Origin of the sequence: Pseudomonas caricapapayae (assembly GCF_001400735.1) — a bacterium.
In the GTDB taxonomy this organism is placed as follows: Bacteria; Pseudomonadota; Gammaproteobacteria; order Pseudomonadales; family Pseudomonadaceae; genus Aquipseudomonas; species Aquipseudomonas caricapapayae.
The window spans coordinates 16,059-42,828 of sequence record NZ_LJPW01000108.1 but is presented as its reverse complement, the minus strand read 5'-3'; the positions used below and the strand labels follow the sequence as shown (position 1 = coordinate 42,828).

At 60.3% G+C, this 26,770-nt stretch carries 30 protein-coding genes and 1 riboswitch; of the genes, 7 read left to right on the top strand and 23 right to left on the bottom strand.

Features of this window, described 5'->3' with window-relative positions:
- Positions 1-116: 116 nt before the first annotated feature.
- Positions 117-410, bottom strand: a complete 294-nt coding sequence (locus tag ALO80_RS15405; RefSeq protein ID WP_055009613.1) for a BolA family protein — start codon at positions 408-410, stop codon at positions 117-119.
- Positions 411-425: 15 nt separating this feature from the next.
- Positions 426-953 (bottom strand): DUF2059 domain-containing protein, encoded by a 528-nt coding sequence (locus tag ALO80_RS15400; protein WP_003314637.1) that lies wholly within the window; start codon positions 951-953, stop codon positions 426-428.
- 169 nt (positions 954-1,122) lie between these two features.
- Here ALO80_RS15400 and ALO80_RS15395 point away from each other — a divergent pair, with 169 nt between their 5' ends.
- Positions 1,123-2,517 (top strand): class II fumarate hydratase, encoded by a 1,395-nt coding sequence (locus ALO80_RS15395; RefSeq protein WP_055009612.1) that lies wholly within the window; start codon positions 1,123-1,125, stop codon positions 2,515-2,517.
- Positions 2,510-3,124 carry an NAD(P)H-dependent oxidoreductase gene (locus ALO80_RS15390; RefSeq protein WP_055009611.1) on the top strand — a complete coding sequence of 205 codons (615 nt, stop codon included), beginning with the start codon at positions 2,510-2,512 and terminating at the stop codon, positions 3,122-3,124. The genes ALO80_RS15395 and ALO80_RS15390 overlap by 8 nt, the downstream gene beginning before the upstream one ends.
- Before the next feature lie 3 nt (positions 3,125-3,127).
- Here the strand turns inward: ALO80_RS15390 and ALO80_RS15385 are convergent, their stop codons facing one another.
- Both ALO80_RS15385 and ALO80_RS15380 read right to left on the bottom strand, forming a co-directional pair.
- Positions 3,128-4,087, bottom strand: coding sequence for a DMT family transporter (locus tag ALO80_RS15385; RefSeq protein ID WP_055009610.1), 960 nt, complete (start codon positions 4,085-4,087; stop codon positions 3,128-3,130).
- Between the two features lie 100 nt (positions 4,088-4,187).
- Complete coding sequence (locus tag ALO80_RS15380; protein WP_055009609.1) at positions 4,188-4,787, bottom strand: tRNA-uridine aminocarboxypropyltransferase; 600 nt, start codon at positions 4,785-4,787, stop codon at positions 4,188-4,190.
- A gap of 212 nt (positions 4,788-4,999) precedes the next feature.
- On the opposite strand from ALO80_RS15380, the gene ALO80_RS30810 reads away from it, so the two are divergent.
- On the top strand, positions 5,000-5,308 hold the full coding sequence (locus ALO80_RS30810) for a hypothetical protein (protein WP_055009608.1): 309 nt from the start codon (positions 5,000-5,002) through the stop codon (positions 5,306-5,308).
- An 87-nt stretch (positions 5,309-5,395) separates the two neighbouring features.
- On the opposite strand, the gene ALO80_RS32200 is transcribed toward ALO80_RS30810, so the two are convergent.
- Together ALO80_RS32200 and rmuC are read right to left on the bottom strand one after the other, a co-directional pair.
- Positions 5,396-5,518 (bottom strand): PA1414 family protein, encoded by a 123-nt coding sequence (locus ALO80_RS32200; protein ID WP_003418154.1) that lies wholly within the window; start codon positions 5,516-5,518, stop codon positions 5,396-5,398.
- 196 nt (positions 5,519-5,714) lie between these two features.
- Entirely contained in the window at positions 5,715-7,079 is a 1,365-nt protein-coding gene (gene rmuC, locus ALO80_RS15370) for a DNA recombination protein RmuC (protein WP_162839044.1), read from the bottom strand.
- A gap of 749 nt (positions 7,080-7,828) precedes the next feature.
- On the opposite strand from rmuC, the gene ALO80_RS15365 reads away from it, so the two are divergent.
- The 3 genes from ALO80_RS15365 to ALO80_RS15355 all read left to right on the top strand — a co-directional run bounded on the left by ALO80_RS15365 (position 7,829) and on the right by ALO80_RS15355 (position 10,356).
- Entirely contained in the window at positions 7,829-8,134 is a 306-nt protein-coding gene (locus ALO80_RS15365; protein ID WP_055009606.1) for a hypothetical protein, read from the top strand.
- A gap of 481 nt (positions 8,135-8,615) precedes the next feature.
- Complete coding sequence (locus ALO80_RS15360) at positions 8,616-8,834, top strand: hypothetical protein (protein WP_002554588.1); 219 nt, start codon at positions 8,616-8,618, stop codon at positions 8,832-8,834.
- Between the two features lie 238 nt (positions 8,835-9,072).
- Positions 9,073-10,356 carry an OmpP1/FadL family transporter gene (locus tag ALO80_RS15355; RefSeq protein ID WP_082441248.1) on the top strand — a complete coding sequence of 428 codons (1,284 nt, stop codon included), beginning with the start codon at positions 9,073-9,075 and terminating at the stop codon, positions 10,354-10,356.
- A gap of 257 nt (positions 10,357-10,613) precedes the next feature.
- On the opposite strand, the gene ALO80_RS15350 is transcribed toward ALO80_RS15355, so the two are convergent.
- The 13 genes from ALO80_RS15350 to cobO form a co-directional block, all read right to left on the bottom strand.
- The gene (locus tag ALO80_RS15350) at positions 10,614-11,165 is read right to left on the bottom strand and encodes a glutathione peroxidase (RefSeq protein WP_055009605.1); all 552 of its coding nucleotides are present in this window, start codon (positions 11,163-11,165) and stop codon (positions 10,614-10,616) included.
- Between the two features lie 62 nt (positions 11,166-11,227).
- Positions 11,228-11,350: a hypothetical protein gene (locus ALO80_RS32195; protein WP_061447440.1), complete on the bottom strand. Its 123-nt coding sequence runs from the start codon at positions 11,348-11,350 to the stop codon at positions 11,228-11,230.
- The gene (locus ALO80_RS15345; RefSeq protein ID WP_055009604.1) at positions 11,347-12,555 is read right to left on the bottom strand and encodes an MFS transporter; all 1,209 of its coding nucleotides are present in this window, start codon (positions 12,553-12,555) and stop codon (positions 11,347-11,349) included. Before ALO80_RS15345 ends, ALO80_RS32195 begins: the two co-directional genes overlap by 4 nt.
- A gap of 98 nt (positions 12,556-12,653) precedes the next feature.
- Positions 12,654-13,385, bottom strand: coding sequence for an adenosylcobinamide-GDP ribazoletransferase (locus ALO80_RS15340; protein WP_054987862.1), 732 nt, complete (start codon positions 13,383-13,385; stop codon positions 12,654-12,656).
- A 1-nt stretch (position 13,386) separates the two neighbouring features.
- The gene (gene cobC, locus ALO80_RS15335; RefSeq protein ID WP_055009603.1) at positions 13,387-13,959 is read right to left on the bottom strand and encodes an alpha-ribazole phosphatase family protein; all 573 of its coding nucleotides are present in this window, start codon (positions 13,957-13,959) and stop codon (positions 13,387-13,389) included.
- Positions 13,956-15,008: a nicotinate-nucleotide--dimethylbenzimidazole phosphoribosyltransferase gene (gene cobT, locus ALO80_RS15330; RefSeq protein ID WP_055009602.1), complete on the bottom strand. Its 1,053-nt coding sequence runs from the start codon at positions 15,006-15,008 to the stop codon at positions 13,956-13,958. The genes cobC and cobT overlap by 4 nt, the downstream gene beginning before the upstream one ends.
- Positions 15,005-15,526: a bifunctional adenosylcobinamide kinase/adenosylcobinamide-phosphate guanylyltransferase gene (cobU, locus tag ALO80_RS15325; protein ID WP_055009601.1), complete on the bottom strand. Its 522-nt coding sequence runs from the start codon at positions 15,524-15,526 to the stop codon at positions 15,005-15,007. The genes cobT and cobU overlap by 4 nt, the downstream gene beginning before the upstream one ends.
- 1 nt (position 15,527) lies before the next feature.
- Positions 15,528-16,988: a cobyric acid synthase gene (locus tag ALO80_RS15320; RefSeq protein WP_055009600.1), complete on the bottom strand. Its 1,461-nt coding sequence runs from the start codon at positions 16,986-16,988 to the stop codon at positions 15,528-15,530.
- The gene (cobD, locus tag ALO80_RS15315) at positions 16,985-17,989 is read right to left on the bottom strand and encodes a threonine-phosphate decarboxylase CobD (protein WP_055009599.1); all 1,005 of its coding nucleotides are present in this window, start codon (positions 17,987-17,989) and stop codon (positions 16,985-16,987) included. Before cobD ends, ALO80_RS15320 begins: the two co-directional genes overlap by 4 nt.
- Entirely contained in the window at positions 17,982-18,890 is a 909-nt protein-coding gene (gene cbiB, locus ALO80_RS15310; protein ID WP_055009598.1) for an adenosylcobinamide-phosphate synthase CbiB, read from the bottom strand. The genes cobD and cbiB overlap by 8 nt, the downstream gene beginning before the upstream one ends.
- On the bottom strand, positions 18,887-19,537 hold the full coding sequence (gene bluB, locus ALO80_RS15305; RefSeq protein ID WP_055009597.1) for a 5,6-dimethylbenzimidazole synthase: 651 nt from the start codon (positions 19,535-19,537) through the stop codon (positions 18,887-18,889). Before bluB ends, cbiB begins: the two co-directional genes overlap by 4 nt.
- The gene (locus ALO80_RS15300; RefSeq protein WP_055009596.1) at positions 19,534-20,829 is read right to left on the bottom strand and encodes a cobyrinate a,c-diamide synthase; all 1,296 of its coding nucleotides are present in this window, start codon (positions 20,827-20,829) and stop codon (positions 19,534-19,536) included. Before ALO80_RS15300 ends, bluB begins: the two co-directional genes overlap by 4 nt.
- A gap of 25 nt (positions 20,830-20,854) precedes the next feature.
- A complete protein-coding gene (gene cobO / locus ALO80_RS15295; RefSeq protein WP_055006447.1) occupies positions 20,855-21,466 on the bottom strand; it encodes a cob(I)yrinic acid a,c-diamide adenosyltransferase in 612 nt (203 codons plus the stop codon).
- Between the two features lie 91 nt (positions 21,467-21,557).
- Positions 21,558-21,772, bottom strand: a riboswitch (cobalamin riboswitch).
- A gap of 119 nt (positions 21,773-21,891) precedes the next feature.
- Between cobO and ALO80_RS15290 the strand changes: the two genes are divergently transcribed.
- A complete protein-coding gene (locus tag ALO80_RS15290) occupies positions 21,892-23,220 on the top strand; it encodes a PQQ-dependent sugar dehydrogenase (RefSeq protein ID WP_055006448.1) in 1,329 nt (442 codons plus the stop codon).
- 515 nt (positions 23,221-23,735) lie between these two features.
- On the opposite strand, the gene ALO80_RS15285 is transcribed toward ALO80_RS15290, so the two are convergent.
- The 4 genes from ALO80_RS15285 to hda all read right to left on the bottom strand — a co-directional run bounded on the left by ALO80_RS15285 (position 23,736) and on the right by hda (position 26,638).
- Positions 23,736-24,281, bottom strand: coding sequence for a C40 family peptidase (locus tag ALO80_RS15285; protein ID WP_054986324.1), 546 nt, complete (start codon positions 24,279-24,281; stop codon positions 23,736-23,738).
- 90 nt (positions 24,282-24,371) lie between these two features.
- The gene (locus ALO80_RS15280; protein WP_055009595.1) at positions 24,372-25,100 is read right to left on the bottom strand and encodes a C40 family peptidase; all 729 of its coding nucleotides are present in this window, start codon (positions 25,098-25,100) and stop codon (positions 24,372-24,374) included.
- 75 nt (positions 25,101-25,175) lie between these two features.
- Positions 25,176-25,940 (bottom strand): NAD-dependent deacylase, encoded by a 765-nt coding sequence (locus ALO80_RS15275; protein WP_162491680.1) that lies wholly within the window; start codon positions 25,938-25,940, stop codon positions 25,176-25,178.
- Entirely contained in the window at positions 25,934-26,638 is a 705-nt protein-coding gene (gene hda / locus ALO80_RS15270; RefSeq protein ID WP_055009594.1) for a DnaA regulatory inactivator Hda, read from the bottom strand. Before hda ends, ALO80_RS15275 begins: the two co-directional genes overlap by 7 nt.
- Positions 26,639-26,770: the final 132 nt, after the last annotated feature.

Sequence of the window (26,770 nt, the reverse complement as noted above, 5' to 3'; positions counted from 1 at the left end):
AAAAAAACGCACCGGCCAGGCGGCGCGGTGCGGATTCTAGCAAAAACCGGAGTGAAGCAGGCAGGCCTGCGGATCAATTGCCCCGGCAAAGGGGCGTAATCAGCCAAAAGCCCTGATCAATGACCACCGGCACAGGTCGGCGAAGCAGGCGCTGCACCGATCTTCGACCATTCTTCAGGCGTGTAGGTGTGCAATGCCAGCGCATGAAATTCGCCCATGAGCGCACCGAGCGTGGCGTAAACCTTCTGGTGCCGCTTGACCGAATTCAGGCCCTGAAACTGATCACTGACCAGCACAGCCTTGTAATGGGTCTGCTGGCCACGACTGTGCATGTGACTCTCATCGAGCACTTGCAGGTGGTGCGGCTGCAGCAGCGCAAGCGCCGACTCGATTCGTTGTTGCATGGTCATGATAGCGATCGCCTGTCAGGGCTTCTTGGCCGGCGCAGGAGCAGCGGCCTTGGCAGGTTCCAGCTCGGCAGTCATGTCAGCCAGAAGCTTGTTGACGACCGGCACTGCGCTTTCCAGCTTGCTCTGGGTCAATTGGGCCGATTGCTGAGCCAGTTCAGGCATTTTGGTCATCACTTTCTTGCCCAGTGGCGACTGGTAGAATGCAACCAGATCCTTCAGCTCGCTTTCAGTGAAGTTGGCCGTGTACAGCTTGACCATTTCAGGCTTGAGCTTGTTCCAGCCAATAGCCTGGTCCAGAGCGGTGTTGGCCTTGGCCTGGTAGGTTTCAAGCAGGGCTTTTTTCGATGCAGGTGCCTTGGTTTCAGCAAAACGCTGGGCGAACATCTGCTGAACCTGCGCATAGACCGGAGCGCCCAGGCGATCGGCGTTGGCAAGCTTCAGGAACGTTTCGGCGCTCGCGTTGTGACTGGCGGTGTCGGCGAAGACCTGGCCGCTGGCACAGACCAGGGCTACCGCGGTACAAATGGCACGAAGACGGGTCATCGAGTTTCCTTATCTAGCAAACGAGGCATTACCCCAGGGCCGACCATTCTGCGCTTATCTGGGCTTTTGGCTCAACCCCCGGTTCACCCAGCGGTTAAAAAGCACTGCACGGGAACCCTCTCCGCATATGGACACCTAACCTTGCAACGTACTTAAAGGAGTAAGACCAGTGAGCCGCACCGAAACCGACAGCATTGGCCCGATCGAAGTCCCCGAAGATGCCTACTGGGGCGCGCAGACCCAACGCTCACTGATCAATTTTGCGATTGGCGACCAGCGTATGCCATTGCCGGTTCTGCACGCGCTGACCCTGATCAAGAAAGCCGCCGCACGCGTCAACGACCGTAACGGCGATCTGCCTGCCGACATCGCGCGCTTGATCGAGCAGGCCGCCGATGAAGTGCTCGATGGCCAGCACGACGCGCAATTTCCGCTGGTGGTCTGGCAGACCGGCAGTGGCACGCAAAGCAACATGAACGTCAACGAAGTGATCGCAGGCCGCGCCAACGAACTGGCCGGCCAGGGCCGTGGCGGCAAGTCGCCGGTCCACCCCAACGATCACGTCAATCGTTCGCAGAGCTCCAACGACTGCTTTCCGACGGCCATGCATATCGCCACTGCCCAAGCGGTCAAGGAACAGCTACTGCCAGCCATTGCAGAGCTTTCCAGCGGGCTGGCCGAACAGGCTGCGCGACACATGAAATTGGTCAAGACCGGACGCACGCACATGATGGATGCGACGCCGATCACCTTTGGCCAAGAGCTTTCGGGGTTTGTCGCGCAGCTTGATTACGCGGAAAAAGCCATTCGTGCTGCCCTGCCCGCCGTCTATGAACTGGCTCAGGGCGGGACTGCAGTCGGCACCGGGCTCAACTCACCGAAAGGCTTTGCCGAGGCCATTGCAGCAGAACTGGCCGCATTGTCTGGACTGCCGTTCGTCACCGCGCCCAACAAGTTTGCCGCGCTTGCCGGGCATGAGCCGCTTGCCGCGCTTTCCGGCGCACTCAAGACGCTGGCCGGGACCCTGATGAAAATCGCCAATGACCTGCGCCTGCTGGGCTCCGGCCCACGTGCAGGGCTGGCAGAAGTCAGACTGCCGGCCAACGAGCCGGGAAGCTCGATCATGCCCGGCAAGGTCAATCCGACCCAATGTGAAGCCCTGTCGATGCTCGCCTGCCAGGTCATGGGCAACGACGTGACCATCGGTTTCGCAGCCAGCCAGGGTCATTTGCAGTTGAACGTTTACAAGCCAGTGATCATTCATAACGTTCTGCAATCGATCCGGCTGCTGGCCGACGGTTGCAGCAACTTCAATGAACACTGCATCGCAGGCATGGAGCCCGACGGCGAAAAAATGGCCGAACACCTGGAACGCGGACTGATGCTGGTCACTGCACTCAATCCGCATATCGGCTACGACAAATCGGCACAGATTGCCAAGAAGGCTTACACCGAAGGTCTGACCCTGCGTGAAGCCGCATTGGCATTGGGTTATCTGACCGACGAGGAGTTCGACGCCTGGGTGCGCCCGGACAAAATGCTTGAGGCAGGCAGCAATGGCTGATGCCAGAAGCGGCGCAACACCGCTGGAGGGCAACGGCAAACGGATTCTGATGGTTTACGGTACGCCGAAAGCCATCAGTCTCTGCCATGCTCTTGGCGAAGCCTATGCCCAGGCTGCGCGCGGCAAGGGGCATGTGGTGCGGGTACTCAAACTTGGCGAGCTGAATTTCGACCCTATTCTGCACAACGGCTACGATCAGACCCAGACACTCGAGCCCGATCTGCTCGACGCCCAGCGCCAGATTCACTGGGCCGAACATCTGGTATTCGTCTATCCGGTCTGGTGGGGCGGCTTGCCTGCACTGCTGAGCGGTTTTTTCGACCGGGTGCTGACGCCCGGTTTTGCGTTCAAGGCCCACGGCCGCAAGCACCCTTCCAATGAGTTGCTCCGGGGCCGCACTGCGGAGCTGCTGGTCGCTATGGACACCCCGCCGCGCTATTTTCACTGGATCTATGGCGCGCCCGCTCACCGACAGATGGTGCGGACCATACTGGGCTTTTGTGGAATAAAGACTCGGCGCCTGACCGAATTCGCCCCTGTGCACAGCGCCAGCGAACAGCAGCGTCAGGAATGGATTGTTCAGGCGCAGGCACTGGGCAAGCGCTGATAGTCAGGCCTGCGCCAGCCTTGCCTTGCGCGCCCTCAGACCGGCAACCAGCGAGGGGCCCAGCGCAGTCAGCGCCGACCCCGCCACTACCAGCAGCGCCCCGCCGTAACCCAGCACGTTCAATTCTTCAGCCTGCACATAATCCGGCCATAACCAGGCAGCAGCAGCCACAGCGGCCAACGTGACCAACGGCGTCAGCGCAAGGGTCGCACTGACCCGCGACGCTTCCCAATGCGCCAGCGCTTCGGCAAACGCGCCATAGGCCACCAGCGTGTTCAGACAGCAGGCAAGCAGCAGCCAGCCTTGCAACGGGCTCAATAACAACGCCTCGGCAGGGTGTGCCCAAGGGGTGAGCAACAAGGCGCAGAACAGGTAGATCACCATCATGACCTGCAGCGAATTCCAGACCGTCAGAAGCTGCTTCTGGCTCAATCCGTAGAAGGTCCAGATGGTCGATGCCAGCAACACCACCAGCACACCCAGCGTGTAATCACCCAGTGAGGTGAACAGCTCCACCAGACGCTGGTTGAAAAAAAACCCGAAGCCAATCAGCAATACGATCAGACCAATCCCCTGACCAACGCTGAAACGCTCTTTGAACAGGAAGATACTGCTGATCAACAGAAAAATCGGACCGACCTGAACCAGCAACTGCGTGGTGCCGGGGCTCAGCAGCCGCAAGCCAATGAGATACAGCACATAATTGCCTACCAGGCCGAACACGGCCAGTCCTACCAGCACCTTGCCCTTGCGCCCCAGGACCTTGAACCTGGGCAGGCGCTTGACCGACGCCAGCCAGATGAACAACAGTGCACCGGAAACAGACAGGCGAAACCAGGTAACCGTCACCGGGTCCATCACCTGCAGAACCTGCTTGAGCTTGATCGGCAAAATGCCCCACAGCAGCGCAGTCAACAGTGACAGACAGAGGCCATAGACCCAGCGACCGGAAGAAATGTGCATCGGAATTTCCGCAAGAGATGGAACACGCGATTCATTCTAGGCGCTGAACGGCAAAGCAACAGTTACAGCTGGGCGCGGTTAACGCTGCGAATTGTTTTCTTTACGCCTGCCCGCCGTGATTGCGCCGATACGTTTCGCTGCCCATTGCCTGAATCTGACCGTCGATCAACGCATCGAACGGCTTCAACAGAGCCTCGAAGGAGCGTGGTGCTTCCAGCGTCTGCAACGCATGGGCGATCGCCTCCAGTGTCGACAAAGCATCCGGGCCTGGCGCTTTGCGCAATCGATAACGAGAAACAGGCACAGCGCCTGGCGTAACCCTGGGCAGCTCGGCAAGCAAGGGGTTGAGGTGCAGCAGTTTGCGCGCCTTGCGCCAGGTGCCGTCCGGAACCACCAGCAACATGGGCTGCGAGTTGTGCGCGTAAGGCATCAACGTCTCGGCAGCTTCGCCCGGAAACAGCAATCGCGCCTCATAACCGGGCGGTCTGAGCAGCGTTTGCAGGTCGTCAAACACTTCGCCCACTCGCAGTTGCGCATTGACCAGCCCCAACGCGGCCAGTCGCGCCGTGTTCAAGGCATGACTCACTTCGCCAGGATGCTGCAGGATCAACACCCGCGTGCGGCTGTCCAGTTGCGGAATCAAGGTGCAAAGACAGTGCGGAACAGGACGCAGGCAACGGTCACAACGGGCGCGGGACATCAATTATTACTCAGTGGGAAATGACAGCGCAGCACGATGAATCCGGGCCGTGGCAAACCGCCTGTCGAACAGTTGCCCATTTTAGACAATTCAACGCTGTCAGGACGGGGCAATCCTTAGTTGCAAGAGCGATTTGAGCTAGCCTCATGGTTCTGGGCTGGTTAAATGGAGTACGCCTGCTGAATCTGACGAGATCAATCTCAGGGGCTTTCATGAATCGCGAAGAAATCAAACAGAAGGTGTTTGATGCGCTGGGCATCATATTAGTGGACAAAAGCGATATTCACGAAGGTGCCACCCTCACCTCCCTGAAGCTCGATGACGAAGACATCGAACGCCTGTTCACGGCGCTGGGGGAGGTATTCCACTTCACATTCCCTGTTCAGATCAAGGAGCAGGCGATAGAAAAGCCTGATGACTTCTCCCTGCAGATGATTGTTGAGCTGATCTTGTTGATGGGGAAGAAAACACTGTCGGAGGGAGGCGAGAAATCGACGCGAGACGAAGGGCATCGGTGTTAAGTGCCCGCCCTGGCATCGGGACGCTCCTGTGCATCCCGACAAGATTCAGCATGTGCTCTGCCCCGTGAACGGAGTCAGGCGAGAGGTTTACCGGCGCTGGCGACGACGATCGTCATCGGCACGAACCGGAATGGGTTGCAGCTTTGGTCGTTCTATCAGACCCAGCGCAACGCCGACGTCATGGAGCCATTCTTGCAGTTTGCTATTCATAAAGCCCCCTTGAGGGAAATACCCGGCAGTCAATCTGTACTCATCACTCACTAGAGATCATAGAAGCAAATGAACTGTTAGCCGAGTGCTACGGAAACAATTTTCCGATAGCGTCAATGTGACATTTGTGCAGACGCGCTTCTAGTCTTTGCGACGGACGGCCTGTTACTGAACGTTGCGCCAATACACAAGCGACTCAGTCAGGCGGACTGATCAGCCCCTCACCGTCAGTCATCGCCCGCTCAAGCAAATCGGCTGGCAGGCTCTTGCTGGCACGCGCACCCAGCAGCTTCAGTTGCTCGCTGCGGCTGATCAGGTTGCCACGCCCCTCGGTCAACTTGTTGCGCGCCGCAGAATAAGCCTTGTCCAGCTGCTGCAGGCGGTTGCCGACCTCGTCCAGATCCTGAATGAACAACACAAACTTGTCATACAGCCAGCCCGCCCGCTCGGCGATCTCCCTCGCGTTCTGGCTCTGACGCTCCTGCTTCCACAAACTGTCGATAACCCGCAATGTGGCAAGCAGCGTGGTAGGGCTGACAATCACAATGTTACGGTCGAAGGCTTCCTGAAACAGATTGGGCTCAGCCTGCAGTGCGGCGGAAAAAGCAGCCTCGATAGGCACGAAAAGCAAAACGAAATCCAGGCTGTGAAGCCCTTCGAGACGTTTGTAATCCTTGCCCGAAAGGCCTTTGACGTGATTGCGCAGCGACAGCACATGCTGTTTCAGCGCAGCCTGACCGATAACATCGTCGTCCGCGGATACGTATTGCTGATAGGCCGTCAGGCTGACCTTGGCATCGACCACCACCTGCTTGTCACCTGGCAACATGATCAGCACGTCAGGCTGAAAACGCTCGCCATCCGGCCCCTTCAGGCTTATTTGCGTCTGGTACTCACGGCCCTTTTCAAGCCCCGCGTGCTCCAGCACTCGCTCAAGGATCAGCTCCCCCCAATTGCCCTGGGTCTTCTGCCCCTTCAAAGCGCGTGTCAGGTTGGTGGCTTCATCGCTCAAGCGTTGATTCAACTGCTGCAGACGTTCCAGCTCCCTGGCCAGCGAAAAGCGTTCGCGGGCTTCGTTCTGATAACTTTCCTCGACACGCTTTTCGAACGACTGGATACGCTCCTTCAGCGGCGTGAGCAATTGCCCCAACTGCTGCTGGCTGGTTTCCGCGAAGCGCTGTTCACGCTCATCGAAAATCTTGCCTGCCAACTCGGCAAACTGCGCGCGCAGTTCATCGCGTGAGCCCTGCAGATCGTTCAGGCGCTGCTGATGACTGTCCTGTTGCTCACGCAGTTCGGCGTTCAACGCTGCGCATTGCGCATCCAGGCGACGTAGCTCTGCTTCTCTGCCAGCACGCTCCTGATTCCAGTCCTGAGCCGTTTGGCGAGCGTTATCGCTTTCCTGACGCAGCAACTCGACCTCGCGCCGCAGTGCGGCAAGATCGGCCTGCTTTGCCGCATTGGCCTGACTGAGGTCACTGACCTCGTCACGGCTGGCATCCAGCTGGGCATTGAGGCCTTCCTGCGCCATTTGCGCCATGCTCAGACGCTCGTCCAGCAGCGCGCTTTCGGCCTGACGAAGTGCCAGACGACGCTGCAACTGCCAGAGCAATGCCAACAAGGGCAATGCGGCTGCAGCAAGCCCCAGTAACAGGCTGTTCAGGTCCAGTGCCATAAAGACTCCATGCGGGCTGAATCATCGCCAGCGGCTGTTCGGATTAGAGCGTGACAGTGCAGCAGAAACATCGTCTCGGGTGAGGCGAGATCAACAGGCGGGGGCAAATCGGGGGAACGAATTGTACGCGCTTTCAGCGCAGCGCACAGCCCCTATTCCAGGGACATTTCATTCGGGACAATCCACAGAAGCTGTGGATAACTCAGTGGACAACCCCCCTTTAACTTCCGCAAACGCAAGCAGGATGCGGCCTGCACTCAAACTGACGATTTTTTCACCAGCTAAAAAAAACGATGTTTTTCATTGACTTAATAATTCACCATCATAAATCAAACCCTTAGCCACGCTTATGACAGTGATATGGCAGCTTGTGCCGCTAATGTGCACAACTCCTTGCCCACGTACTTTTCAGCTATTTCGGTCGTCATATGATTCTCGCCAGATTGCATCTTATTCTCAATGAATTCGCGGTCTTCAGCAGGTTTCGAACCGCTGGAAACGGCTTGTATCCAAGGCATTTCGTGCCTCACCCTGCACCCTGAAAACAACACTGACGACAAATCGTCATTCTTGCGGTCCAAGCACTGCCCAAAAGGACCACGCCCGATGCCACCCATCAATCAGTAAAGGGACCCATGAAGGAGATAGCCAAGTTCTTGCTCCTGTTGCTGACCATCTGCATCGTCGCCCTGGCAGTCAGCATCGTACTGCCGCCACCAGACGGCGGCGTCTTCGCGTACACTGTTCTGCTGTCTGCAATTGCCGTGATGCTGATTATCTGCAGCGACCTCAGCAAGGGCCGTATCAATGAGACGGGCGACATCATGCGCGCCATCGAAAGCCGCAGATCACTGCGCCTTACCATCGCCGCGTACCTGCTCGGATGCTCAATGGTCGCGTCGGTGACCGTATTGATTTACCGTCTGGCGGGGCACTGGTAAAACGTTCTTTGCCGCCCCTTGCAATGTTTCGGTACTGCGAGTACTATCACCGCCGTTAGTACCAAGCTGAAAATCAATTCCGGTCGACAAGTCCCCCGACAGACACTCCTCCATGCGACGAGAATGTTGGCAACAAGGGATCGACCACCTCGATGGTTTCCAGACATGAACCTTTCGCGCTGATGCACCATTTGGGGTGACAGTGCAGTCACGGCTCTCATGGTCTGCTTCAACCAGCCTGCAATTGATCAGGATCTTCACCCGGAGCGTCGAACCTTTGCTCCTGTTGTGTTGCCTGCCCTCCTAAGTACCTACCGGTCAGCCAGAGCGCCATACGCTAAAGCGCGCTTCAACTGCCTGTCTTTGTTCCAGTCAGGTTCTCCGCCCAGCCAGGCTTTTATATCAAATGCCGGCCCGCGTTTACTGGAATCTTTATTTATGCACGGTATTGTTCCGTGTTGTTTCAGGAAACACCTTGAATATGAATACTCAGACTCAACACGCCATTCACACATTGACCAACGCTTTTGCTCCGATGAACTGCCTGATCATGGCCGCTCGCAAAGGTTGCTTCAGTTTTACCATTGTCAACGAACACGGCATCGCCCGTCACAGCGAACGCCTGTACCCCGATCAGTACGCGAGCGCCGAGCCGCTGCAAGCTGTTATCGAGCGTACCCGCCAGGCCCTCATCGCCTGACGAAACAGTTCATCGCAAGCGAAAAGCCCCGCCCTGCAAGGCGGGGCTTTTTTATGCCCGCGTTTATAGTGGCGGCATTACTCAAACGTGCGGCGCTGGAACTTCGTGCTGATTACTATTCCTGCTGGCAAAACCGGATTGTCCTACAAGAATAGCTCTAAATCGGGCTCTTCAGCCTATAGCGCGCCATCGAAAATGTTGGTAATTTTCGACCGGTGAACAACAAGGAGTTCAAATAATGAAAATAATGACAAAAGCACTGAACCGGACAACGCTTGGACTCGCACTGGGTCTGGCATCTTCTCAACTGCTCGCTGCCGGCTTTGCCCTCAACGAACAAAGTATCAGCGGCATGGGCACCGGTTTTGCTGGTCGCTCCTCGTCAGCGGATGACGCAAGTACCGTATTCGGCAACCCTGCCGGTATGTCCCGCCTCAAACGCGAACAAATCAGTGTGGGTGCAGCTGCCGTGATCGCCAAGACCGATATCGACAACGGTCGTGGCACATTTGGCGGCAGCAACGACGGCGACATGGTTCCGGTGGTCGGCGTGCCTATGGGCTACTACGTCAAACCCATCGACGATCACTGGGCATTTGGTCTGGGCGTGTACGTACCGTTCGGCCTGGTCACTGATTACGAAAAAGGCTTCGCTGGCCGCTACTGGGGTGACAAGAGTCACGTCCAGATCGTGACCTTCCAGCCGACTGTCAGCTATGCATTCAATGACAAGGTTTCCATCGGTTTCGGTCCGACGATCAACCGTATCGACGGCGAGCTGACCTCGGCAACATTGAACGCCGCAACACCGGGCCGTAATGACGGCAAGGTGAAGATCGAAGGCGATGACACCGCAGTCGGCTTCAATGCCGGCATTCTGGTTCAGGCCACCGACACCACTCGCCTGGGCCTGACTTACCACTCAAAGGTCGATTACAAGCTCAAAGGCAAGACCAAGATCGAAGGTTCGGGCTTCGGTCCTTTCGGCGGTCAGAAGTATGACGCTTCGCTGGACATCTCCACGCCCGAGTCTGTGGACTTCTCCATCACCCAGCAGATCGACGAGAACTGGACGGTCTATGCCGGCAGCACCTGGACTCGCTGGAGCCGCCTGCAAGACATCACCGTCAACAACGATGGCGTTCCAGCCCTGCTGGGCGGCTCAGCCGGCCCGATCGGCACCATCAGCGAAGAACAGAACTGGCACGACACCTGGGCGCACGCCATCGGCGCTTCGTACAAGGTCAACAAAGAGTGGACGCTGCGCACAGGTTTCTCCGTTGATCAATCGCCGACCAACAACGTCAACCGCTCCCCGCGCATTCCGACAGGCGACCGCAAGATCATCAGCTTCGGTGCAGGCTGGAGCCCGACCGACGACCTGACCATCGACGTGGCGTATTCGTACCTGCGTGAAGACGAAACCAAGATCCGCGACTCCAGCGCGACCAAAGGTTCGTACAGCGCCGACTACCGCAACACCGCACACGGCCTCGGCACCTCAGTTACCTATCGCTTCTGATACGCAACTGCCAGGCTGAAAAAAGCCCGCAACCAGTAATGGTTGCGGGCTTTTTATTGCGTGCCTGGTGCGCTCAGACCCGCATTGACTGACTAGCGTGCAGGTACTCCACGTCATTGATTGACTATCGTGCCGATGCTCCGCGTCGGCATGCAGTTCTGGACGCTCTGCGTCCTCTTTGTGGCGCTTCGCGTCACACAAGGGTTCAGCGATGCCAGGTAGATTCAGCCAAGACTCAAGCCCTCCCTTTTCGCCCCCTAAGGCTTCGACGCAATCGCCTTTTCAATGGCCGCGATCAGTTCCGGATCATCCGGCTTGGTCATGCTGGAGAAATTGGCGACGACCTTGCCCTGGCGATCTACTACATACTTGTAAAAGTTCCAGCGCGGCGCGCTGCTTTGTTCGGCCAGCACCTTGAACAGGTGGGTTGCATCGTCGCCGCGTACGGCCTGCGGCTCGGTCATGGTGAAGGTGACGCCGTAGTTGACGTAACAGACCTTGGCGGTCTCCTCGCCATCTTTGGCTTCCTGCTTGAAGTCGTTGGACGGCACGCCCAGAACCTCGAGCCCCTGCCCCTTGTAGCGCTGACTCAGCTCTTCAAGCCCTTTGAACTGCGGGGCAAAGCCACAAAAACTGGCGGTATTGACCACCACCAGCGGCTTGCCGGCGAAGCGCTTGCACAGATCTATGTTCTCCTTGGCACGCAGCTTGGGCAACTCGCCTTGCAGCAACGGCGGACAGTCGGCAGCCATTGCAGCGCCACTTATGGCCAGCAGCAGTAGAGGGATGGAAACAAAGCGAATCTTCATCATGGTGGCCCTGGAATATTGTTGTGGTCTGCAGACACGCTACCCCATGCCACGCCGCCTGCCTAGCAAGCACCCAGGCCCAGTTGCAGTGCAGCCAGTCCGACATGCTGCCAGGCCCACCAGACCAGCCCCAGCAGCACCGCACCAACCAGCAGCGCCGCCAGCAGAGGCCAGCGCCGACTCATGCCAAGCTGCCTTGCGCCTGCAATCTGGCCACCGGGCGCTCGTGCACCGGCCAGTTGAGCGCAGCCGCCAACAGACTCAGCAGCACCGATACTTGCCAGATCAGGTCATAACTGCCGGTATGGTCATACACCAGTCCGCCCAGCCACCCCCCTAGGAATGCGCCCAACTGGTGAAACAGAAAGACGATACCGCCCAGCATAGACAGGTTGCGTACGCCAAACAGCGTCGCGACCGTGCCGTTGGTCAGCGGGACAGTGGAGAGCCATAGCAGGCCCATCGCCACGCCGAACAGATAGGCAGTGGTCTGGCTCAGCGGTATCCAGAGAAACAACACGATCACCACTGCGCGCAGCAGATAAAGCGTGGTCAACAGCCGAGGTTTGGACATGCGCCCGCCCAGCCAGCCAGCGGTGTAAGTGCCAAAGATATTGAACAGACCGATCAAGGCCAGCACCGTTGTACCGACCTTGGCGGGCAGGTGCTGATCCACCAGATAGGCGGGCAAATGCACGCCAATGAACACCACCTGAAAGCCGCAGACGAAGAAACCCAGTGCCAGCAACCAGAACCCCGAATGCGAGCAGGCCTCACGCAGCGCCTCGCCCAGTGTCAGCTCGACGCCGGTGGACACGCTCGGCGTGTCCTTGAGCATACTGACCAGCGGCAGGATAAGCGCCACCATCACGCCCAGTACCAGCAAGGCACCGGACCAGCCCAGCCAACTGATCAAACCCAGTGTGCCGGGCAGCATGGCGAACTGGCCGAATGAGCCCGCCGCACTGGCGATACCCATGCCCATGCTGCGTTTTTCCGCAGGCAGCGCACGCCCTACGACACCGAGGATGACTGAAAACGACGTGCCGGACAGACCGATACCGATCAACAAACCAGCGCTTAATGAAAGACTGAGGGACGAGTCGGCCATGCTCATGCACAGCAACCCTGCGGCATACAGCACGCCGCCGACGAAGACGACTTTTGCCGCGCCAAATCGATCTGCCAGCGCCCCGGCGAATGGTTGAGCCAGCCCCCACATCAGGTTCTGCAAGGCAATTGCAAAGGCAAAAACCTCCCGCCCCCAGCCAAAATCTGCACTCATGGGTGCCAGAAACAGGCCGAAACCGTGTCGAGTGCCGAGCGAAAGCGCAAGGATCAACGCACTGCCCAGCAGAACCCAGCCACTGGTACGCCAGATCGATGTCATGGTTTAGCTACCTGCCCTTTGTGTTACATGGTTTTACCTGCGAATCGCGAAACTACGCGCTGCCGGTAAAAGCTGTCAACAAAGCATTGGCATGGCCGCTAAAGCAACGCCAGCGTCAGCAGTACCGCCAGCTCCAACAGCTCAAGCAATGCCCCGGCTGTGTCGCCGGTGCTACCGCCCAGACGGCGCATCATTGCCTGCCGCAACCAGAAGAAACACACCGAGCAGACCAGCAGCGCCGCTGCACCCGACCAGCCAGCCAGCAGGACACATGCGAATGCACTGGCCAACAACACTTTACGCCCGGCACTACGCGGCAGATGATCCGCCAGCGCCTGCCCCAGGCCGCCTGCCCGTACGTACGGCGTGCCCAGAAAAAGCGCAAGCATGGCAGCCCGCCCGATCAACGGAGCCAGCAGCAGCCCGATACTGCTCTGACTGTCGAGCAGCGCCAGAATCGCTGCAAACTTGAGCAGCAGCACCAATACCAGCGTAACCACCGCGATAGGCCCGCTGCGCGGGTCCTTCATGATCTTCAAGGTCCGCTCACGATCACCAAAACCGCCCAGCCAAGCGTCGGCACTGTCGGCCAGCCCGTCCAGGTGCAGACCGCCGCTGAGCAGCACCCAGGCACAGAGCACCAGCGCGGCGTGCAGCACGAGCGGAGCGCCGTCGAGCACTGCGCTGAAACCCAGCAGCAGCGTGCCGAACAACGCGCCTACCAGTGGATAGAACAGCAACGAACGTCCCGACTCTTCGGGGCGTGGCATACCGGGAAGGCTGATCGGCAGACTGCCGAGAAATTGCAGGGCGATCCAGAACGGCAGCATCTCAGATCTCCACGAACGCGCCATCAGCGGCGACCTGAATCGACAACAGCGCGCCATGACCAACCACCACCTGCAACAGTTGCTCACGCGGCAGACCACGCGCCCGAGCCAATAACAAGCGCATCACACCACCGTGGCTGACCAGCAACACCCGCTCACCGGCATACGCCTGATGCAGACGCTGCACCGCACTCAGCACGCGTGTCGAAAAGTCGATCACCGTCTCGCCGTTGGGCGGTGTAAATGCATAGGGATCGGCCCAGAACAGGCCCAGACCTTCGGCATCGGTTTCCATCAGTTGCGCAGGACTATGTCCTTCCCAGTCGCCGAAATGCAGTTCCTGCAACCCCGGCTCCAGTTGCATGGGCAGCGACAAGCGCTGCGCCAGCTCTTCGGAGAAACGCGCGCAACGCTGCAAAGGCGAACTGACAATCCGCTCCCAGGGACCTGCACTGGCCACCGCCGAACGCATCTGCTGCCAGCCATTTTCGGTCAAGGCGTCATCAAGGCTGCCGCGCAGACCGCCGCCCAGCTCGGTTTCGCCATGACGCAGCAGGTCCAGATGCAAGGTCATGCGGGGCGATCCGCCACCGCTGCTTCGGCAAATGTCGCCATGCCGTTGTGCAACTCGCAAGCCAGGCGCACCAGTGGTACTGCCAGCGCCGCACCACTGCCCTCGCCCAGACGCAAACCGAGGTCCAGCAGCGGCTCGGCCTGCAGTGTTTCCAGCAAATGCCGATGGCCGGGCTCAGCGCCCCGATGGCCAAACAGCAGCCAGTTGCGGCAGGACGGATTCAGACGCACGGCCACCAGCGCGGCCACGCTGCAAATAAAGCCGTCGACCAGTGCCGCAATACCTTCCTGCGCGCAGGCCAGGTAGGCGCCGGTCAGCGCGGCAATTTCGAAACCACCCAGGCTGAACAGGCTGCGCAACGGATCGCCGGCGTGCTCGGCATGCAGCGCCAGCGCGCGCTCGATGACACGGGTCTTGTGCTCGATACCCTGGGCGTTCAGCCCGGTGCCGGGCCCTACCAGCAACGGCGCAGCGCATTCCAGCACCGAGCAGGCAACGGCGCTGGCCGCTGTGGTATTGCCGATACCCATCTCGCCACCGATGAACAGCTCGGTGCCGAGCGCCTTGGCGCGCAGCACACTGTCACGCCCGGCCTGCAGAGCAGCGAGCCCCTGCTCAGCGCTCATGGCAGGGCCTTGGGCGAAATTGGCGGTGCCCGCACCGATGTGCAGATGGCGCACGCCGGGCAGATCGACTGGCGCCACAGTACCCAGATCGACCACGTCCAGCTGCGCCGAAAGCTGACGCGCCAGCACGCTGATCGCTGCGCCTCCATTAACGAAGTTGTGCAGCATCTGGCCGGTGACTTCCTGCGGATAGGCCGATACACCTTCCGCTACCACGCCATGATCGCCGGCAAAGATTGCGATCCATAGCTTATCCACAGCCGGGCGCTCCCGCCCTTGCAGGCCGGCCAGTTGAACCGCCAGCCGCTCCAGTTGCGCGAGAGAACCGGCAGGCTTGGTCAGTTGTTGCTGACGGGCGAGTGCCGCCTCGCGCATCGGCACATCAATGGCCCGTGCAGGCGTGAGCCACCAGGAATTGCTCATAGCGGGGTTCCTTTCAAAGTCAGGGGCAAGCCGGCAACGGTCAACACGACACGCTGGCAACGCTCGGCCAGTGCCTGATGCAACAGACCGGCCTCATCGACGTAGCGGCGCGTAAGCTCGCCGAGCGGCACAATGCCAAGTCCGGTTTCGTTGCTGACAAAAATGATTTCGCCCGGCAGCTCCGCCAGGCTTTCGAGCAGGGATTCACGTTCTTGAAACAGACGCTCGGGGTCGTCGAGCATCAGCAGACTGGTCAGCCAGAGGGTCAGGCAATCGACCAGCAGACAGCGGTCGGACGCAGCATTTTCGCGCAGCACCCGTGCCAGTTCGACCGGTTCTTCGACCAGCCCCCAGTGTTCGGGACGACGGGCGCGATGGCTGGCAACACGCTGATTCATTTCGCCATCGACAGGCTGGCTGGTGGCGATGTAGATCACGTTCAGCGCCGAGTCTGCAGCCAGTTTCTCAGCCAGCCGACTCTTGCCGGACCGCGCGCCCCCAAGGATCAGTTGCAGCATTTCAGTTCGCCTCCAGACCGCACAGTTCGCGAAGCAACGCGCCGTCCAGATGTTTTTCTACCAGATCCGCAAGACGTTCGATGTCGCGCTCGCGCAACGCGTGATAGTCGACCGACTGGACGTTCTCCAGGCCCGCCCAGCGCAACAAGGCACTGCAGGCGGCAGGCGCTTCGAACAAACCATGCAGATACGTGCCCAGAATCTGTCCGTCGACACTTTGCGCGCCGTCACAACGACCATCGTCCAGCCGGACGGCTGCCTGTTGCAGCGCTGCCCCGGTTGTCACGCCGGCATGAATTTCGTAACCGCTGACGTCGGCGTCTTCCAGCGTCAGACGGCCACGCACGTTGCGTAATTGCTTTTCCGCTTCCAGCACCGTGCTCATCGCCAGTAAACCAAGGCCTGGACTGGAACCGGGCGCGCCTTCCAGACCCAGCGGGTCGTGCACCTGATCACCGAGCATTTGCAGGCCGCCGCAGATCCCCATCAGTTTGCCGCCGTAGCGCAAATGCCGCTCGATGGCCGTGTCCCAGCCATTGCGGCGCAGGTACTGCAGATCGCTGCGCACGCTCTTCGAGCCGGGCAGGATGATCAGGTCAGCGGGCGGAATGTCCTGGCCGGGGCCGACGAATTGCAGGTTGACCTGCGGATGCAGGCGCAACGGGTCGAAATCGGTGTGATTGCTGATGCGCGGCAGCACCGGAACGACCACGTTGAGGACCTGTTCGAGCTTGTCGGTCTGACGCTGATCCAGACCGTCTTCGGCTTCCAGGTGCAGATCCATCACGTAAGGCAGTACGCCCACTACCGGCTTGCCTGTGCGTGCCTCCAGCCAGTCCAGACCCGGTTGCAGCAAGGCGATGTCACCGCGAAAACGGTTGATGATGAAACCCTTGACCCGCGCCTGCTCACTGGGCGACAGCAACTCCAGCGTGCCGACCAGATGGGCGAAGACGCCGCCGCGATTGATGTCGGCGATCAACAGCACCGGGCAGTCGACCGCCTCGGCAAAGCCCATGTTGGCGATGTCATTGGCGCGCAGGTTGATTTCGGCCGGCGAACCCGCGCCCTCGACCACGATCACCGGGTAGCGCTGGCCCAGCCGCCGATGCGACTCCAGTACCGCCTGCATGGCGATCTCTTTATAGCCGTGATAGGCCACAGCATTCATGGTGGTGACGGCGCGACCATGAATGATCACCTGCGCGCCTGTATCACTGTTGGGCTTGAGCAGCACCGGGTTCATGTCGGTGTGCGGTTCGAGATGGCACGCCTGCGCCTGCACCGCCTGCGCACGGCCGATCTCGCCGCCGTCCGCCGTCACTGCGCTGTTGAGCGCCATGTTCTGCGGCTTGAACGGTACAACCTCGACGCCCTGCCGGGTCAGCCAGCGACACAGCGCAGTCACCAGCGTGCTTTTACCGGCATCGGAGGTGGTGCCTTGTACCATCAACGTGGTCATGGGTATTCCTTGCGGTATTCAAGCAGAACAGTATGCAGCCGCACCCAGTCGGCCTCGTCACGGGGCAGACCGAAGCGCAGGCTGGCCGACTCGGGAGTGCCGCCCTTGAACAGGCGCAACAGTACGCCTCGGCGCGCACAGAACTCATAGAGCGTTTGCGCTTCAGGGGTCACCAACCATTGGAACAGCGCGCAGCCTCCCTGCGGGCTCAAACCAAACCGATCGAGCAAGGCCACCAGACGGTCGCGGGCCCGTTCACTGCGTTCACGCTGCCGGGCTTGTCCCGCCTTATCGCTCAGGCACATCTGACCGACGATCCGGGTCGGTCCGCTGACAGACCAGGGGCCTATTTCCTGCGCCAGCATCCTCAACAAGACCGGTTCGGCCATGACAAAGCCGAGCCTGACGCCCGCCAGGCCGAAGAACTTGCCGAACGAGCGCAGCACAATCAGCCCGATGCGCCACGTTTCGGCAGCCAGGCTAATGCCTGGCGTGGTATCCATGAACGCCTCGTCAATGACCAGCCAGCCACCGCGCTCTGCCAGTCGAGCATGCCACTCCAGCAGACGCTCGGCGCTCAGGTGCAGGCCGGTCGGATTATTCGGGTTGACCACCACCAGCACGTCAAGGCTGTCGAGAAAGTACTCGACCTCCTGCTCACCGACCTCACGTACCACAAAACCGTTCTTGCGCCACGCATGTGCATGCTCGGCGTAGCATGGCGACAGCACGCCGACCCGCCCCCCGCTGCGCACCCGAGGCAATGCCTGAATCGCGGCCTGCGAACCAGACACCGGCAACAAGCGCGACACCCCGTAATAGGCGCAGGCCGCCGCTTCAAGGCCATCATCGGTCTCGGGCAGACGCGCCCAGGCGCGCGCCGGGATCTCCGGGATGGACCACGCCCAGGGCGCGATGCCGGTGGACAGGTCCAGCCATTCGGCCAGATCAATCCCGTAATGCTGCGCCGCCGCGCGCAGCCGGCCGCCGTGCTCAAGCATAAAATTCAGCTGCCAGGCAGATGACCAGCAGCCACAACCAGACGCCGCGCTGCACCAGTTGCCAGCCGCGATCAATCGAGTCGGCATCGGCAGGCGCACCCTCACCCAATGGCGGACGCTGATGCAGCTCACCATGATAGATCGCCGCCCCGCCCAGTTCGACGCCCAGCGCGCCCGCGCCGGCCGCCATGACCGGACCGGCGTTGGGGCTGTCCCAGGTCGGTCCCTGAGTGTGCCAGCAGCGCAGCGCCAGGCGGGTCTTGCCCAGCAACGCGTAGGTCAATGCCACCAGCCGCGCAGGCACGTAGTTGAGCACATCGTCGATCTTTGCCGCAGCCCAGCCGAAACGCTCAAAGCGCTCGTTGCGGTATCCCCACATGGCGTCCAGCGTATTGCTCAGCCGGTACAGCACAACGCCCGGCGCACCGGCGACAACAAACCAGAACAGCGCCGCGAATACCGCATCACTGCCGTTCTCCAGCACTGACTCGGTGGCTGCGCGGGCCACTTCAGTGGCATCCAGCTCGCTGGTCTGGCGACTGACCAGATAACCGACCCGCTGACGCGCCTCGACCAGATCGTCACTGCGCAGCGCTTGCGCCACGGGTTGAACGTGCTCGCCCAGGCTGCGCATACCCAGCGCGCCATACAGCGCCAGTATCTCGAACAGCCAGCCGATACCGGGCAACCAGCTCAGCAGCGTCGCCAGCAGCGTAAACGGCACGACGGTGATAACCCACGCGGTAACGCCATGACTGCGCCAGCCGCGGCCACCACTGTTGAAACGCTGCTCGACCCGATTGGCAAGGCCCCCGAATGCCACCAGCGGATGCCATCGTTTCGGCTCACCGAGTAACGCATCCAGCGCGACACCGGCAACGCTCAACAGCGCCACACTCATTGACTCACTCCCCATTGATTCTCATACAGCAGCTCATGCAGCGGACGCGCTTGCGCCCAGCCTTCCATTACCAGCATCGGCGTCGGATAAAACTCTTTGACCGGCCCCAGGCAGATGATTGCCAGCGGCTTGGCACCGTCGGGCATGCCCAGCAATTCGGCCAGCGCCTCGGGATCGAACAGCGACACCCAGCCCATGCCCAGACCTTCTGCACGGGACGCCAGCCAGAGGTTCTGGATGGCGCAGGACAGTGAGGCCAGATCCATTTCCGGCAAGGTGCGACGGCCGAAAATGTGCTGCTCACGTCCTTCCATCAGGGCAGCGACCAGTACCTCTGCGCAGTCATTGATCCCTTCGACCTTGAGCTTCATGAACTCGTCGGAGCGCTCGCCCAATGCCTCGGCGGTGCGAATGCGCTCCTCTTCCACTTGCGCCTGCATCTTGCCGCGCAACAACGGGTCGCTGATGCGAATGAAGCGCCACGGCTGCATCAGCCCGACGCTAGGCGCCTGATGGGCGGCTTCCAGCACCCGCGCCAGCAACTCGGGGGCCACAGTGCCGCCAATGAAGTGACGCATGTCGCGGCGTTTGGCGATAGCGCGGTACACCGCAGCCCGCTCTTGCGGGCTGAACGCTTGCTCGGTCATGGTTTGAACAGCGCCGCAATCGCCTGGGGGCAGGAAGGAAAATAGAAGTGCACGTAGGACGCCGTCAGGCGACCGAGACGGTAGACCGCCTCTGCTCCGCGTCCGCCATTGGGGCTGACGCCTCGGGCAATCGGCTGCAACTCGGTGCTGGTCAATGAATGATGATAGGTGTGGCCGTGCAACGTGCCCTCGGGCAGCTCGACCGCTTGCAAGGCCAGCGCCGCCAGACGCTTCTGCATGACCGCTTCACCGGACAGCAAGCCGACCAGTTCGGCGCGAACACCCTCCACGTCGGTCAAGGCTTCGAGCAGATAGAGCATGCCACCGCACTCGGCCAGAATCGGCTTGCCGGCGATATGGTGCGCCCTGATCGATGCCTGCATGGCCAGGTTTTCCGCCAGCGCGACGTGGTGCAGTTCCGGGTAGCCGCCCGGCAGATAGAGGCTGTCGGCCTCCGGCAGCACGCGGTCATGGATCGGCGAAAAGAAGCTCAGTTCCGCGCCCATGTTTCGCAGCAGGTCCAGGCTTGCGCCATACATAAAGGCAAAGGCTTCGTCGCGGGAGATAGCAATACGCACACCGGCGAGCAGCGGCTCGACCTGAATCGGATCGGGCGCAGTAAAGGTCACGGCGGGCGGCAAGGCCACTTCGCAGGTGCTGGCCAGCGCCGCGGCGGCCATGTCCAGACGCACGTCCAGATCGTTGAGTTCACTGGCCTGAACCAGCCCCAGATGGCGACTGGGCAATTCGAAACCGACCTCACGGGACAGTGCGCCGTACCAGCGCAGGCCTTCGGTCAGGCTGTTCTCCAGTAACTGCGCATGGCGTACGGTGCCGACGCGGTTGGCCAGCACGCCGGCAAACGGCAGATCAGGCTGATAGCGCGCCAGGCCCAGCGCCAGCGCACCAAACGTCTGCGCCATGGCCGTGCCGTCGATCACCCCGAGGACCGGCACGCCGAAATGACGGGCCAGGTCGGCGCTGGACGGTGTGCCGTCGAACAGCCCCATAACGCCTTCGATCAGGATCAGGTCTGCTTCATCCGCAGCCTCCCACAACAGGCGACGGCTTTCGTCGGCACCCACCATCCACATGTCCAGCTGGTAGACAGGCGAACCGCTGGCCCGCTCGAGAATCATCGGGTCGAGAAAGTCAGGGCCGCACTTGAATACCCTGACCTTGCGCCCTTGGTTGCGATGCAAACGTGCCAGCGCAGCCGTGACGGTGGTCTTGCCTTGTCCGGACGCTGGCGCGGCGATCAAAACTGCAGGGCAATCACGCGGAGCTCTCATAACGCAGTTCTCAATAAGGAATGGCTCACAGCTCGATACCTTTCTGCGCCCGGATGCCAGCCTGGAACGCATGCTTGACCACGCCGATGTCGGAAACCGTATCAGCCAGGTCAATCAATTCGGGCTTGGCACCGCGGCCAGTAACCAGCACATGCTGCATCGGCGGGCGGGCCTGCAGATCGCTCAACACCTGTTCAAGGTCGAGGTAGCCATGCTTGAGGGCGATGTTCAGTTCATCGAGCACCACCAGGCCGATGCGCGGATCGCGGAGCATCTCCCGAGACACCGCCCAGGCGGCTTCGGCGGCGGCGATGTCACGCTGGCGATCCTGGGTTTCCCAGGTGAAGCCCTCGCCCATCACGTGATAGCGCACCTGCTCGGGGAAACGCCGGAAGAACAGCTCTTCGCCCGTGCTGTTGCGACCTTTGATGAACTGCACCACGCCGCACTGCATATCATGGCCCATGGCCCGGGCGAGCATGCCGAATGCCGAGCTGCTCTTGCCTTTGCCATTGCCGGTCAACACCAGCAGCAGGCCGCACTCGTTGGGCGAGCTGGCAATACGCTCATCCATCACGGCTTTCTTGCGCTGCATGCGCGCCAGATGGCGTTCGTCGCGTTCGGGGGATTCGTTCATCTGGGTTCTCCGCTCGGGGCAGGCGACAACAGACGGAAGGACAGCACTGAACAGCACGGCAACGCCCTGCACAGAACATCACCCTCCGTGATGCCATTGAGTGGTTCAGGCCGGTCTCCGGGCTCATGAGCGGGTCACCCCCGGCTGCGCGCCTTCCCATGTCGAAACACAGTGGCGTCAGGCACAGCCTTGACTCATTTACCGTTGCGGGGGCAGCGCCGGGATCGGATCTGGGGATCCACACCGGCTTCCCTGTTTCACCCTGCCAATCAAGGATTGCAGAGCACCTGAAACAAACCGCGAAGGGTAGAGGGTTGGGCTGGGAGCGTCAATCGACACCGTCGCTCTGGAACGTGATTGAACCTAGATGGTTGGCAGTGCCTCTATCAGTTACTGGACCACGCCCTTGTTTATGGAGATTCACCATGTTCAAACTCAGACCCCACTACGCAGTGTTGCTTCTGGTTGCCGGCGGCCTCGCTGCCTGCGGCGAGTCTTCGACCTTGCAAGTCTCGGATGGAACAGGCCCCTCGCCCAAGTTGCCGGAGCCCAACAAGACGCTGATCCCGACCGTCAACATTGCCCCCGCCATAGGCTGGGAAAAAGGTGCCAGGCCGGTCGCCGCGCCGGGCACACAGGTGGCCGCGTTCGCTGAAAATCTGGACCACCCACGCTGGCTCTATGTACTGCCCAATGGTGATGTGCTGGTGGCAGAAACCAATTCCCCGGCCAAACCGGATGACTCCAAGGGGATTCGCGGCTGGGTGATGGAAAAGGTCATGGGCCGAGCCGGTGCCGGCGTGCCAAGCGCCAACCGGATTACCTTGCTGCGCGACCTGGACAAGGACGGCGTTGCAGAAACCCGTACCGTTTTCCTACAAAACCTTAATTCGCCGTTCGGCATGACGCTGGTGGGCAACAAGCTCTATGTGGCCGACACCGATCGCCTGATCAGCTTCCCGTACGAAACAGGCCAGACCTCGATCAGCGCGCAGCCGACCAAAGTGGTCGACCTGCCGGGCGGCACGCTCAATCATCACTGGACCAAGAACGTCATCGCCAGCAAGGACGGCAGCAAGCTGTACGTCACCGTGGGCTCGAACAGCAACGTGGCCGAGAACGGCATGGACAAGGAAGAAGGTCGCGCAGCGATCTGGGAAGTGGACGCCGCCACCGGCAACCACCGTATCTTCGCCTCCGGACTGCGCAATCCCAACGGCATGGACTGGGAGCCCAAAACCGGCAAGCTATGGACGGCGGTCAACGAGCGTGACGAAATCGGCAGCGATCTGGTGCCGGACTACGTGACCTCGGTACAGGACGGCGCCTTCTACGGCTGGCCTTACAGCTACTATGGCCAACACGTCGACGAACGCGTCAAGCCGCAGAATCCGGCACTGGTCGCCAAAGCCATCGCGCCGGATTATGCAGTCGGTCCGCACACGGCTTCGCTGGGCCTGGTGTTCGCCGACGGCAAAACCCTGGCCGCACCGTTCAATGAAGGCCTGTTCATCGGTCAGCACGGCTCATGGAACCGCAAACCGCACAGCGGCTATAAAGTGGTATTTGTGCCCTTTAGTGGCGGCAAGCCCAACGGCGCACCCGTCGACGTGCTGACCGGCTTTCTCAACAAGGACGAAAAAGCCATGGGCCGCCCGGTTGGCGTGGTCAATGACCAGCGCGGCGGGTTGCTGGTGGCGGATGATGTGGGCAACAAGATATGGCGCGTGACGTCAGCCAAGGCTGCGCAGTAACGCCGAGTGCAGGGGTGCGACGCAGAGCGCCGCACGATAGTTACGATGATCGTTCCTACGCTCCAGCGTGGGAATGCAGTTCTCGACGCTCTGCGTCGCAAGAGGACGCGGAGCGTCCGGAGCGGCATGCGACGCAGAGCGTCGCACGATAGTTACGATGATCGTTCCTACGCTCCAGCGTGGGAATGCAGTTCTCGAAGCTCCGCGTCGCAAGAGGACGCGAAGCATCCGGAGCGGCATGCGACGCAGAGCGTCGCACGATAGTTACGATGATCGTTCCTACGCTCCAGCGTGGGAATGCAGTTCTCGAAGCTCCGCGTCGCAAGAGGACGCGGAGCGTCCGGAACGGCATGCGACGCAGAGCGTCGCACGATAGTTACGATGATCGTTCCTACGCTCCAGCGTGGGAATGCAGTTCTCGACGCTCTGCGTCGCAAGAGGACGCGAAGCGTCCGGAACGGCGTGCGACGTAGAGCGTCGCACGATAGTTACGATGATAAGTTTTGGCCAGAGCGCTACGGCCGAATCTGTGCCAGATTGGCTGGCTGAATGACGCGCTTGGCGTTGAGGTAGGCTTTCTGCCAGTAGGGCTTGTCGAGGCTATCGAGCTTGACCGTGCCGCCGCTGGCCGGGGCATGCACGAAGCGGCCTTCGCCGACATAGATCCCCGCATGGGAAACCTGCGAACCGCCCGATGTGGCGAAAAACACCAGATCCCCCGACTGCAATTGCTCGCGCCGAATATTCGGTGCGCCCATCACGATCATCTCGCGCGTGGAGCGCGGCAGAGAGATACCCGCCGCATCACGATAGACATAACCTATAAGACCGCTGCAGTCAAAACCGGAGTCTGGCGTGTTGCCGCCCCAGCGATAAGGCGTGCCGACCAGCCCCAGCGCGCGAAACAGCACGTCTTCGGCGGCTGGAGAAAGAATCTGGGGAGGAGCAGTAACCACCGGACGCTGAACGATCCGGGGTGCTTTGGGCGGTGGCGGCGCGCTGGCACAAGCCCCCAGCAACGCAGCAACAGAGATGACTATCAGGCGCAACGCAATCGACATAACCACAACAACCTATCCGGATGCGGCTTACGCTGCCGAGAAGCTCAAAAACGCAGAAAGACCCGAAGGCCTTGTTCTGCGCGTTCTATTTTATTTACGCCGCTTTGGCGCGGTCTTGACTGTAGTCGAAGTCATCGCCGTTGTCTGCGTGGCCTCAGGCGTCGACTTTACAGCGACAGTGCCTGGCGCCATTGCCAGAGGCCGCTTGGCCTCGATGAATGTCTTGCTCCAGTAGGCGTCATCAAGGCTGTCGATGCGCACACCGCCGCTGCGGCGACTGCTGGAGTGGATGAACTGCTGATTACCGGCATAGATCGCTGCATGGCTGACACGGCCGCGGCCGCGGGTGCTGAAGAACAGCACGTCGCCAGGTTGAAGGTTCTTGCGCGAGACCAGCGGTGCATCGACGTTGATCATTTCACGCGTGGAACGCGGCAGGCTCATGCCAGCCTCCTCGCGAAACAGGTAACCGATAAAGCCGCTGCAATCGAACCCCGAAGAAGTCGACGTGCCGCCGAACTTGTAGCGGGTACCGATCAGGGATTTGCCACGTTCCAGGATACTGTCGGCCAGAACCGGCAGCTGGTAAGACTTGTTGTCGGAGAACTGGGCCAACTCGTCTTCGGTGGCCATCTCGTCCTGCAAGGCTGCTGCGTCGGCACGACGGGCTGCGGACTGGGCATTCACAGCGTTGGCGCTCTGATAACGCGGAACGGGCTGGGCCTGTTCATGCTGTGCGACCGGCATATTGGCCGAGCAACCGAAGAGGAATGTAACGAGTGCGAGAGGCACGAGGGGTGCGAAGCGAACAACCTGCATGGGCACAACCGTGGCTGACTAGTTAAGATGGCGAGACTATGCCTTTTATGAAGGTGATTTGCAAATTCAATCGAACTAGATGTGACTTATGAGTTCGGCCATGACATGTGACGCCCGGCACTGCAAAAAGACGTCCATCTGCGCACTGTGATCGGTCGGCTGCGGATTGATTTCTGCCGTAAAACCCCCGGAAACTCTGGTGCGAATGACAGGCTCGTGAATGTAGGGGAAGCTTGCCGTAGTGCCGATACTCAATACTGCGTCATAGCCTTTAGCCAGTTGTTCATACAGTGTTTTCAGTGCCCCATCGGGGAGCATTTCCTGAAAAAGAACGACGGACGGTCGCAGAATGCCACTACATATCCGGCACAAAGGCGGCAATGGTCGCTGCAAGTGCTCACTCAGCTGAGGATCTTCAGCTCCGCAGGATTGACAGAACAAGGGCGAAAGTTGCCCGTGAATCTCGATCAAACGCTCCGGCGGGCTCCCGGCAGCACGATGATAACCGTCGACGTTCTGGGTCAGTACCCAGCACTCGGGCTTGATGCGCTGCAACTGAGCGATGGCGTAATGCGCACTATTGGGCTCACCGCCAAGACAGGCCTTGCCCAATTCGGCGATGTACTTCCAGCACAGCTCAGGGTCACGGCGCAGCATCGGCCCGGACAAGGCCACTTCTATCGGCAGGCCATCATCGGTCTTGCCGTTGTAGAGACCACCTGTGCCGCGATAGGTCGGCAGCCCCGAATCAGCCGACAGGCCGGCTCCGGTGATTACCAGAATCCGTTGTGCATGGCGCAGCGCTGCCGCCGTCTGCATCACCAGCGCCTGATCTACCACCCGAGCGTCTCTTTAAGGAAGGGAATGGTCAGTTTGCGCTTTTCCTGGAGTGACGCCTGATCGAGACGCTCGAGCAACTCGAACAGGGCGCTCATGCTGCGCGTACCGCGGGTGAGGATAAAATGGCCGACCTCGTCAGTCAGGTGCAGGCCGCGCCGCGAAGCACGCAGTTGCAGCGCACGCAACTTGTCTTCGTCAGACAGTCCGCGCATCTGGAATACCAGCGCCATGGTCAGGCGGGATTTCAGATCAGGGAGTTTGACCGGCAGTTCGCGGGGCGATTTCGACGCAGCAATAAGCAGACGACGCCCGCTGTCACGCAGACGATTGAACAGATGAAACAGGGCTTCTTCCCAGTCCGGCTTGCCGACCACGGCCTGCAGGTCGTCCAGACACACCAGCTCGTACTGTTCGAGATGGTCGAACAGCTCGATACCTTCATCTATGACTTCGGCCAGTGGCAGGTAAACCGCAGGCTCGCCCATCTGCTCGAAACGCAGGCACGCAGCCTGCAGCAAGTGCGTGCGCCCTACCCCGTCCTTGCCCCACAAATAGATGAGGCTTTCGGTCCAGCCGGCGTCGGCTTCGCACAGCCGCTCGACATAGCCGAGTGCAGCGGCGTTGGCGCCTGGGTAGTAGTTGATGAAAGTGGCGTCATCACGCAGACGCACACTCAGGGGCAGCTGAATCGGTTTCATGCTGACTAACGGCTCATGCAAACCGTCAAGGGCCTCTGTGTAAAGAGCGCAAAGTTTATACCCGTGAGGCTGGTCGCACAATGCGACAGACCTCAAGCAAAATCAAAGGTTTGCGTCAAAGTGAGTAAAGCG

Excerpts from the sequence above, each read along its gene's own strand:
- ALO80_RS15405 (WP_055009613.1), bottom strand. The coding sequence starts at position 410 with ATGACCATGCAACAACGAATCGAGTCGGCGCTTGCGCTGCTGCAGCCG.
- ALO80_RS15400 (WP_003314637.1), bottom strand. The coding sequence starts at position 953 with ATGACCCGTCTTCGTGCCATTTGTACCGCGGTAGCCCTGGTCTGTGCC.
- ALO80_RS15390 (WP_055009611.1), top strand. The coding sequence starts at position 2,510 with ATGGCTGATGCCAGAAGCGGCGCAACACCGCTGGAGGGCAACGGCAAA.
- ALO80_RS15385 (WP_055009610.1), bottom strand. The coding sequence starts at position 4,087 with ATGCACATTTCTTCCGGTCGCTGGGTCTATGGCCTCTGTCTGTCACTG.
- ALO80_RS15380 (WP_055009609.1), bottom strand. The coding sequence starts at position 4,787 with ATGTCCCGCGCCCGTTGTGACCGTTGCCTGCGTCCTGTTCCGCACTGT.
- ALO80_RS30810 (WP_055009608.1), top strand. The coding sequence starts at position 5,000 with ATGAATCGCGAAGAAATCAAACAGAAGGTGTTTGATGCGCTGGGCATC.
- ALO80_RS32200 (WP_003418154.1), bottom strand. The coding sequence starts at position 5,518 with ATGAATAGCAAACTGCAAGAATGGCTCCATGACGTCGGCGTTGCGCTG.
- ALO80_RS15365 (WP_055009606.1), top strand. The coding sequence starts at position 7,829 with ATGAAGGAGATAGCCAAGTTCTTGCTCCTGTTGCTGACCATCTGCATC.
- ALO80_RS15360 (WP_002554588.1), top strand. The coding sequence starts at position 8,616 with ATGAATACTCAGACTCAACACGCCATTCACACATTGACCAACGCTTTT.
- ALO80_RS15355 (WP_082441248.1), top strand. The coding sequence starts at position 9,073 with ATGAAAATAATGACAAAAGCACTGAACCGGACAACGCTTGGACTCGCA.
- ALO80_RS15350 (WP_055009605.1), bottom strand. The coding sequence starts at position 11,165 with ATGAAGATTCGCTTTGTTTCCATCCCTCTACTGCTGCTGGCCATAAGT.
- ALO80_RS32195 (WP_061447440.1), bottom strand. The coding sequence starts at position 11,350 with ATGAGTCGGCGCTGGCCTCTGCTGGCGGCGCTGCTGGTTGGTGCGGTG.
- ALO80_RS15345 (WP_055009604.1), bottom strand. The coding sequence starts at position 12,555 with ATGACATCGATCTGGCGTACCAGTGGCTGGGTTCTGCTGGGCAGTGCG.
- ALO80_RS15340 (WP_054987862.1), bottom strand. The coding sequence starts at position 13,385 with ATGCTGCCGTTCTGGATCGCCCTGCAATTTCTCGGCAGTCTGCCGATC.
- cobC (WP_055009603.1), bottom strand. The coding sequence starts at position 13,959 with ATGACCTTGCATCTGGACCTGCTGCGTCATGGCGAAACCGAGCTGGGC.
- cobT (WP_055009602.1), bottom strand. The coding sequence starts at position 15,008 with ATGAGCAATTCCTGGTGGCTCACGCCTGCACGGGCCATTGATGTGCCG.
- cobU (WP_055009601.1), bottom strand. The coding sequence starts at position 15,526 with ATGCTGCAACTGATCCTTGGGGGCGCGCGGTCCGGCAAGAGTCGGCTG.
- ALO80_RS15320 (WP_055009600.1), bottom strand. The coding sequence starts at position 16,988 with ATGACCACGTTGATGGTACAAGGCACCACCTCCGATGCCGGTAAAAGC.
- cobD (WP_055009599.1), bottom strand. The coding sequence starts at position 17,989 with ATGCTTGAGCACGGCGGCCGGCTGCGCGCGGCGGCGCAGCATTACGGG.
- cbiB (WP_055009598.1), bottom strand. The coding sequence starts at position 18,890 with ATGAGTGTGGCGCTGTTGAGCGTTGCCGGTGTCGCGCTGGATGCGTTA.
- bluB (WP_055009597.1), bottom strand. The coding sequence starts at position 19,537 with ATGACCGAGCAAGCGTTCAGCCCGCAAGAGCGGGCTGCGGTGTACCGC.
- ALO80_RS15300 (WP_055009596.1), bottom strand. The coding sequence starts at position 20,829 with ATGAGAGCTCCGCGTGATTGCCCTGCAGTTTTGATCGCCGCGCCAGCG.
- cobO (WP_055006447.1), bottom strand. The coding sequence starts at position 21,466 with ATGAACGAATCCCCCGAACGCGACGAACGCCATCTGGCGCGCATGCAG.
- ALO80_RS15290 (WP_055006448.1), top strand. The coding sequence starts at position 21,892 with ATGTTCAAACTCAGACCCCACTACGCAGTGTTGCTTCTGGTTGCCGGC.
- ALO80_RS15285 (WP_054986324.1), bottom strand. The coding sequence starts at position 24,281 with ATGTCGATTGCGTTGCGCCTGATAGTCATCTCTGTTGCTGCGTTGCTG.
- ALO80_RS15280 (WP_055009595.1), bottom strand. The coding sequence starts at position 25,100 with ATGCAGGTTGTTCGCTTCGCACCCCTCGTGCCTCTCGCACTCGTTACA.
- hda (WP_055009594.1), bottom strand. The coding sequence starts at position 26,638 with ATGAAACCGATTCAGCTGCCCCTGAGTGTGCGTCTGCGTGATGACGCC.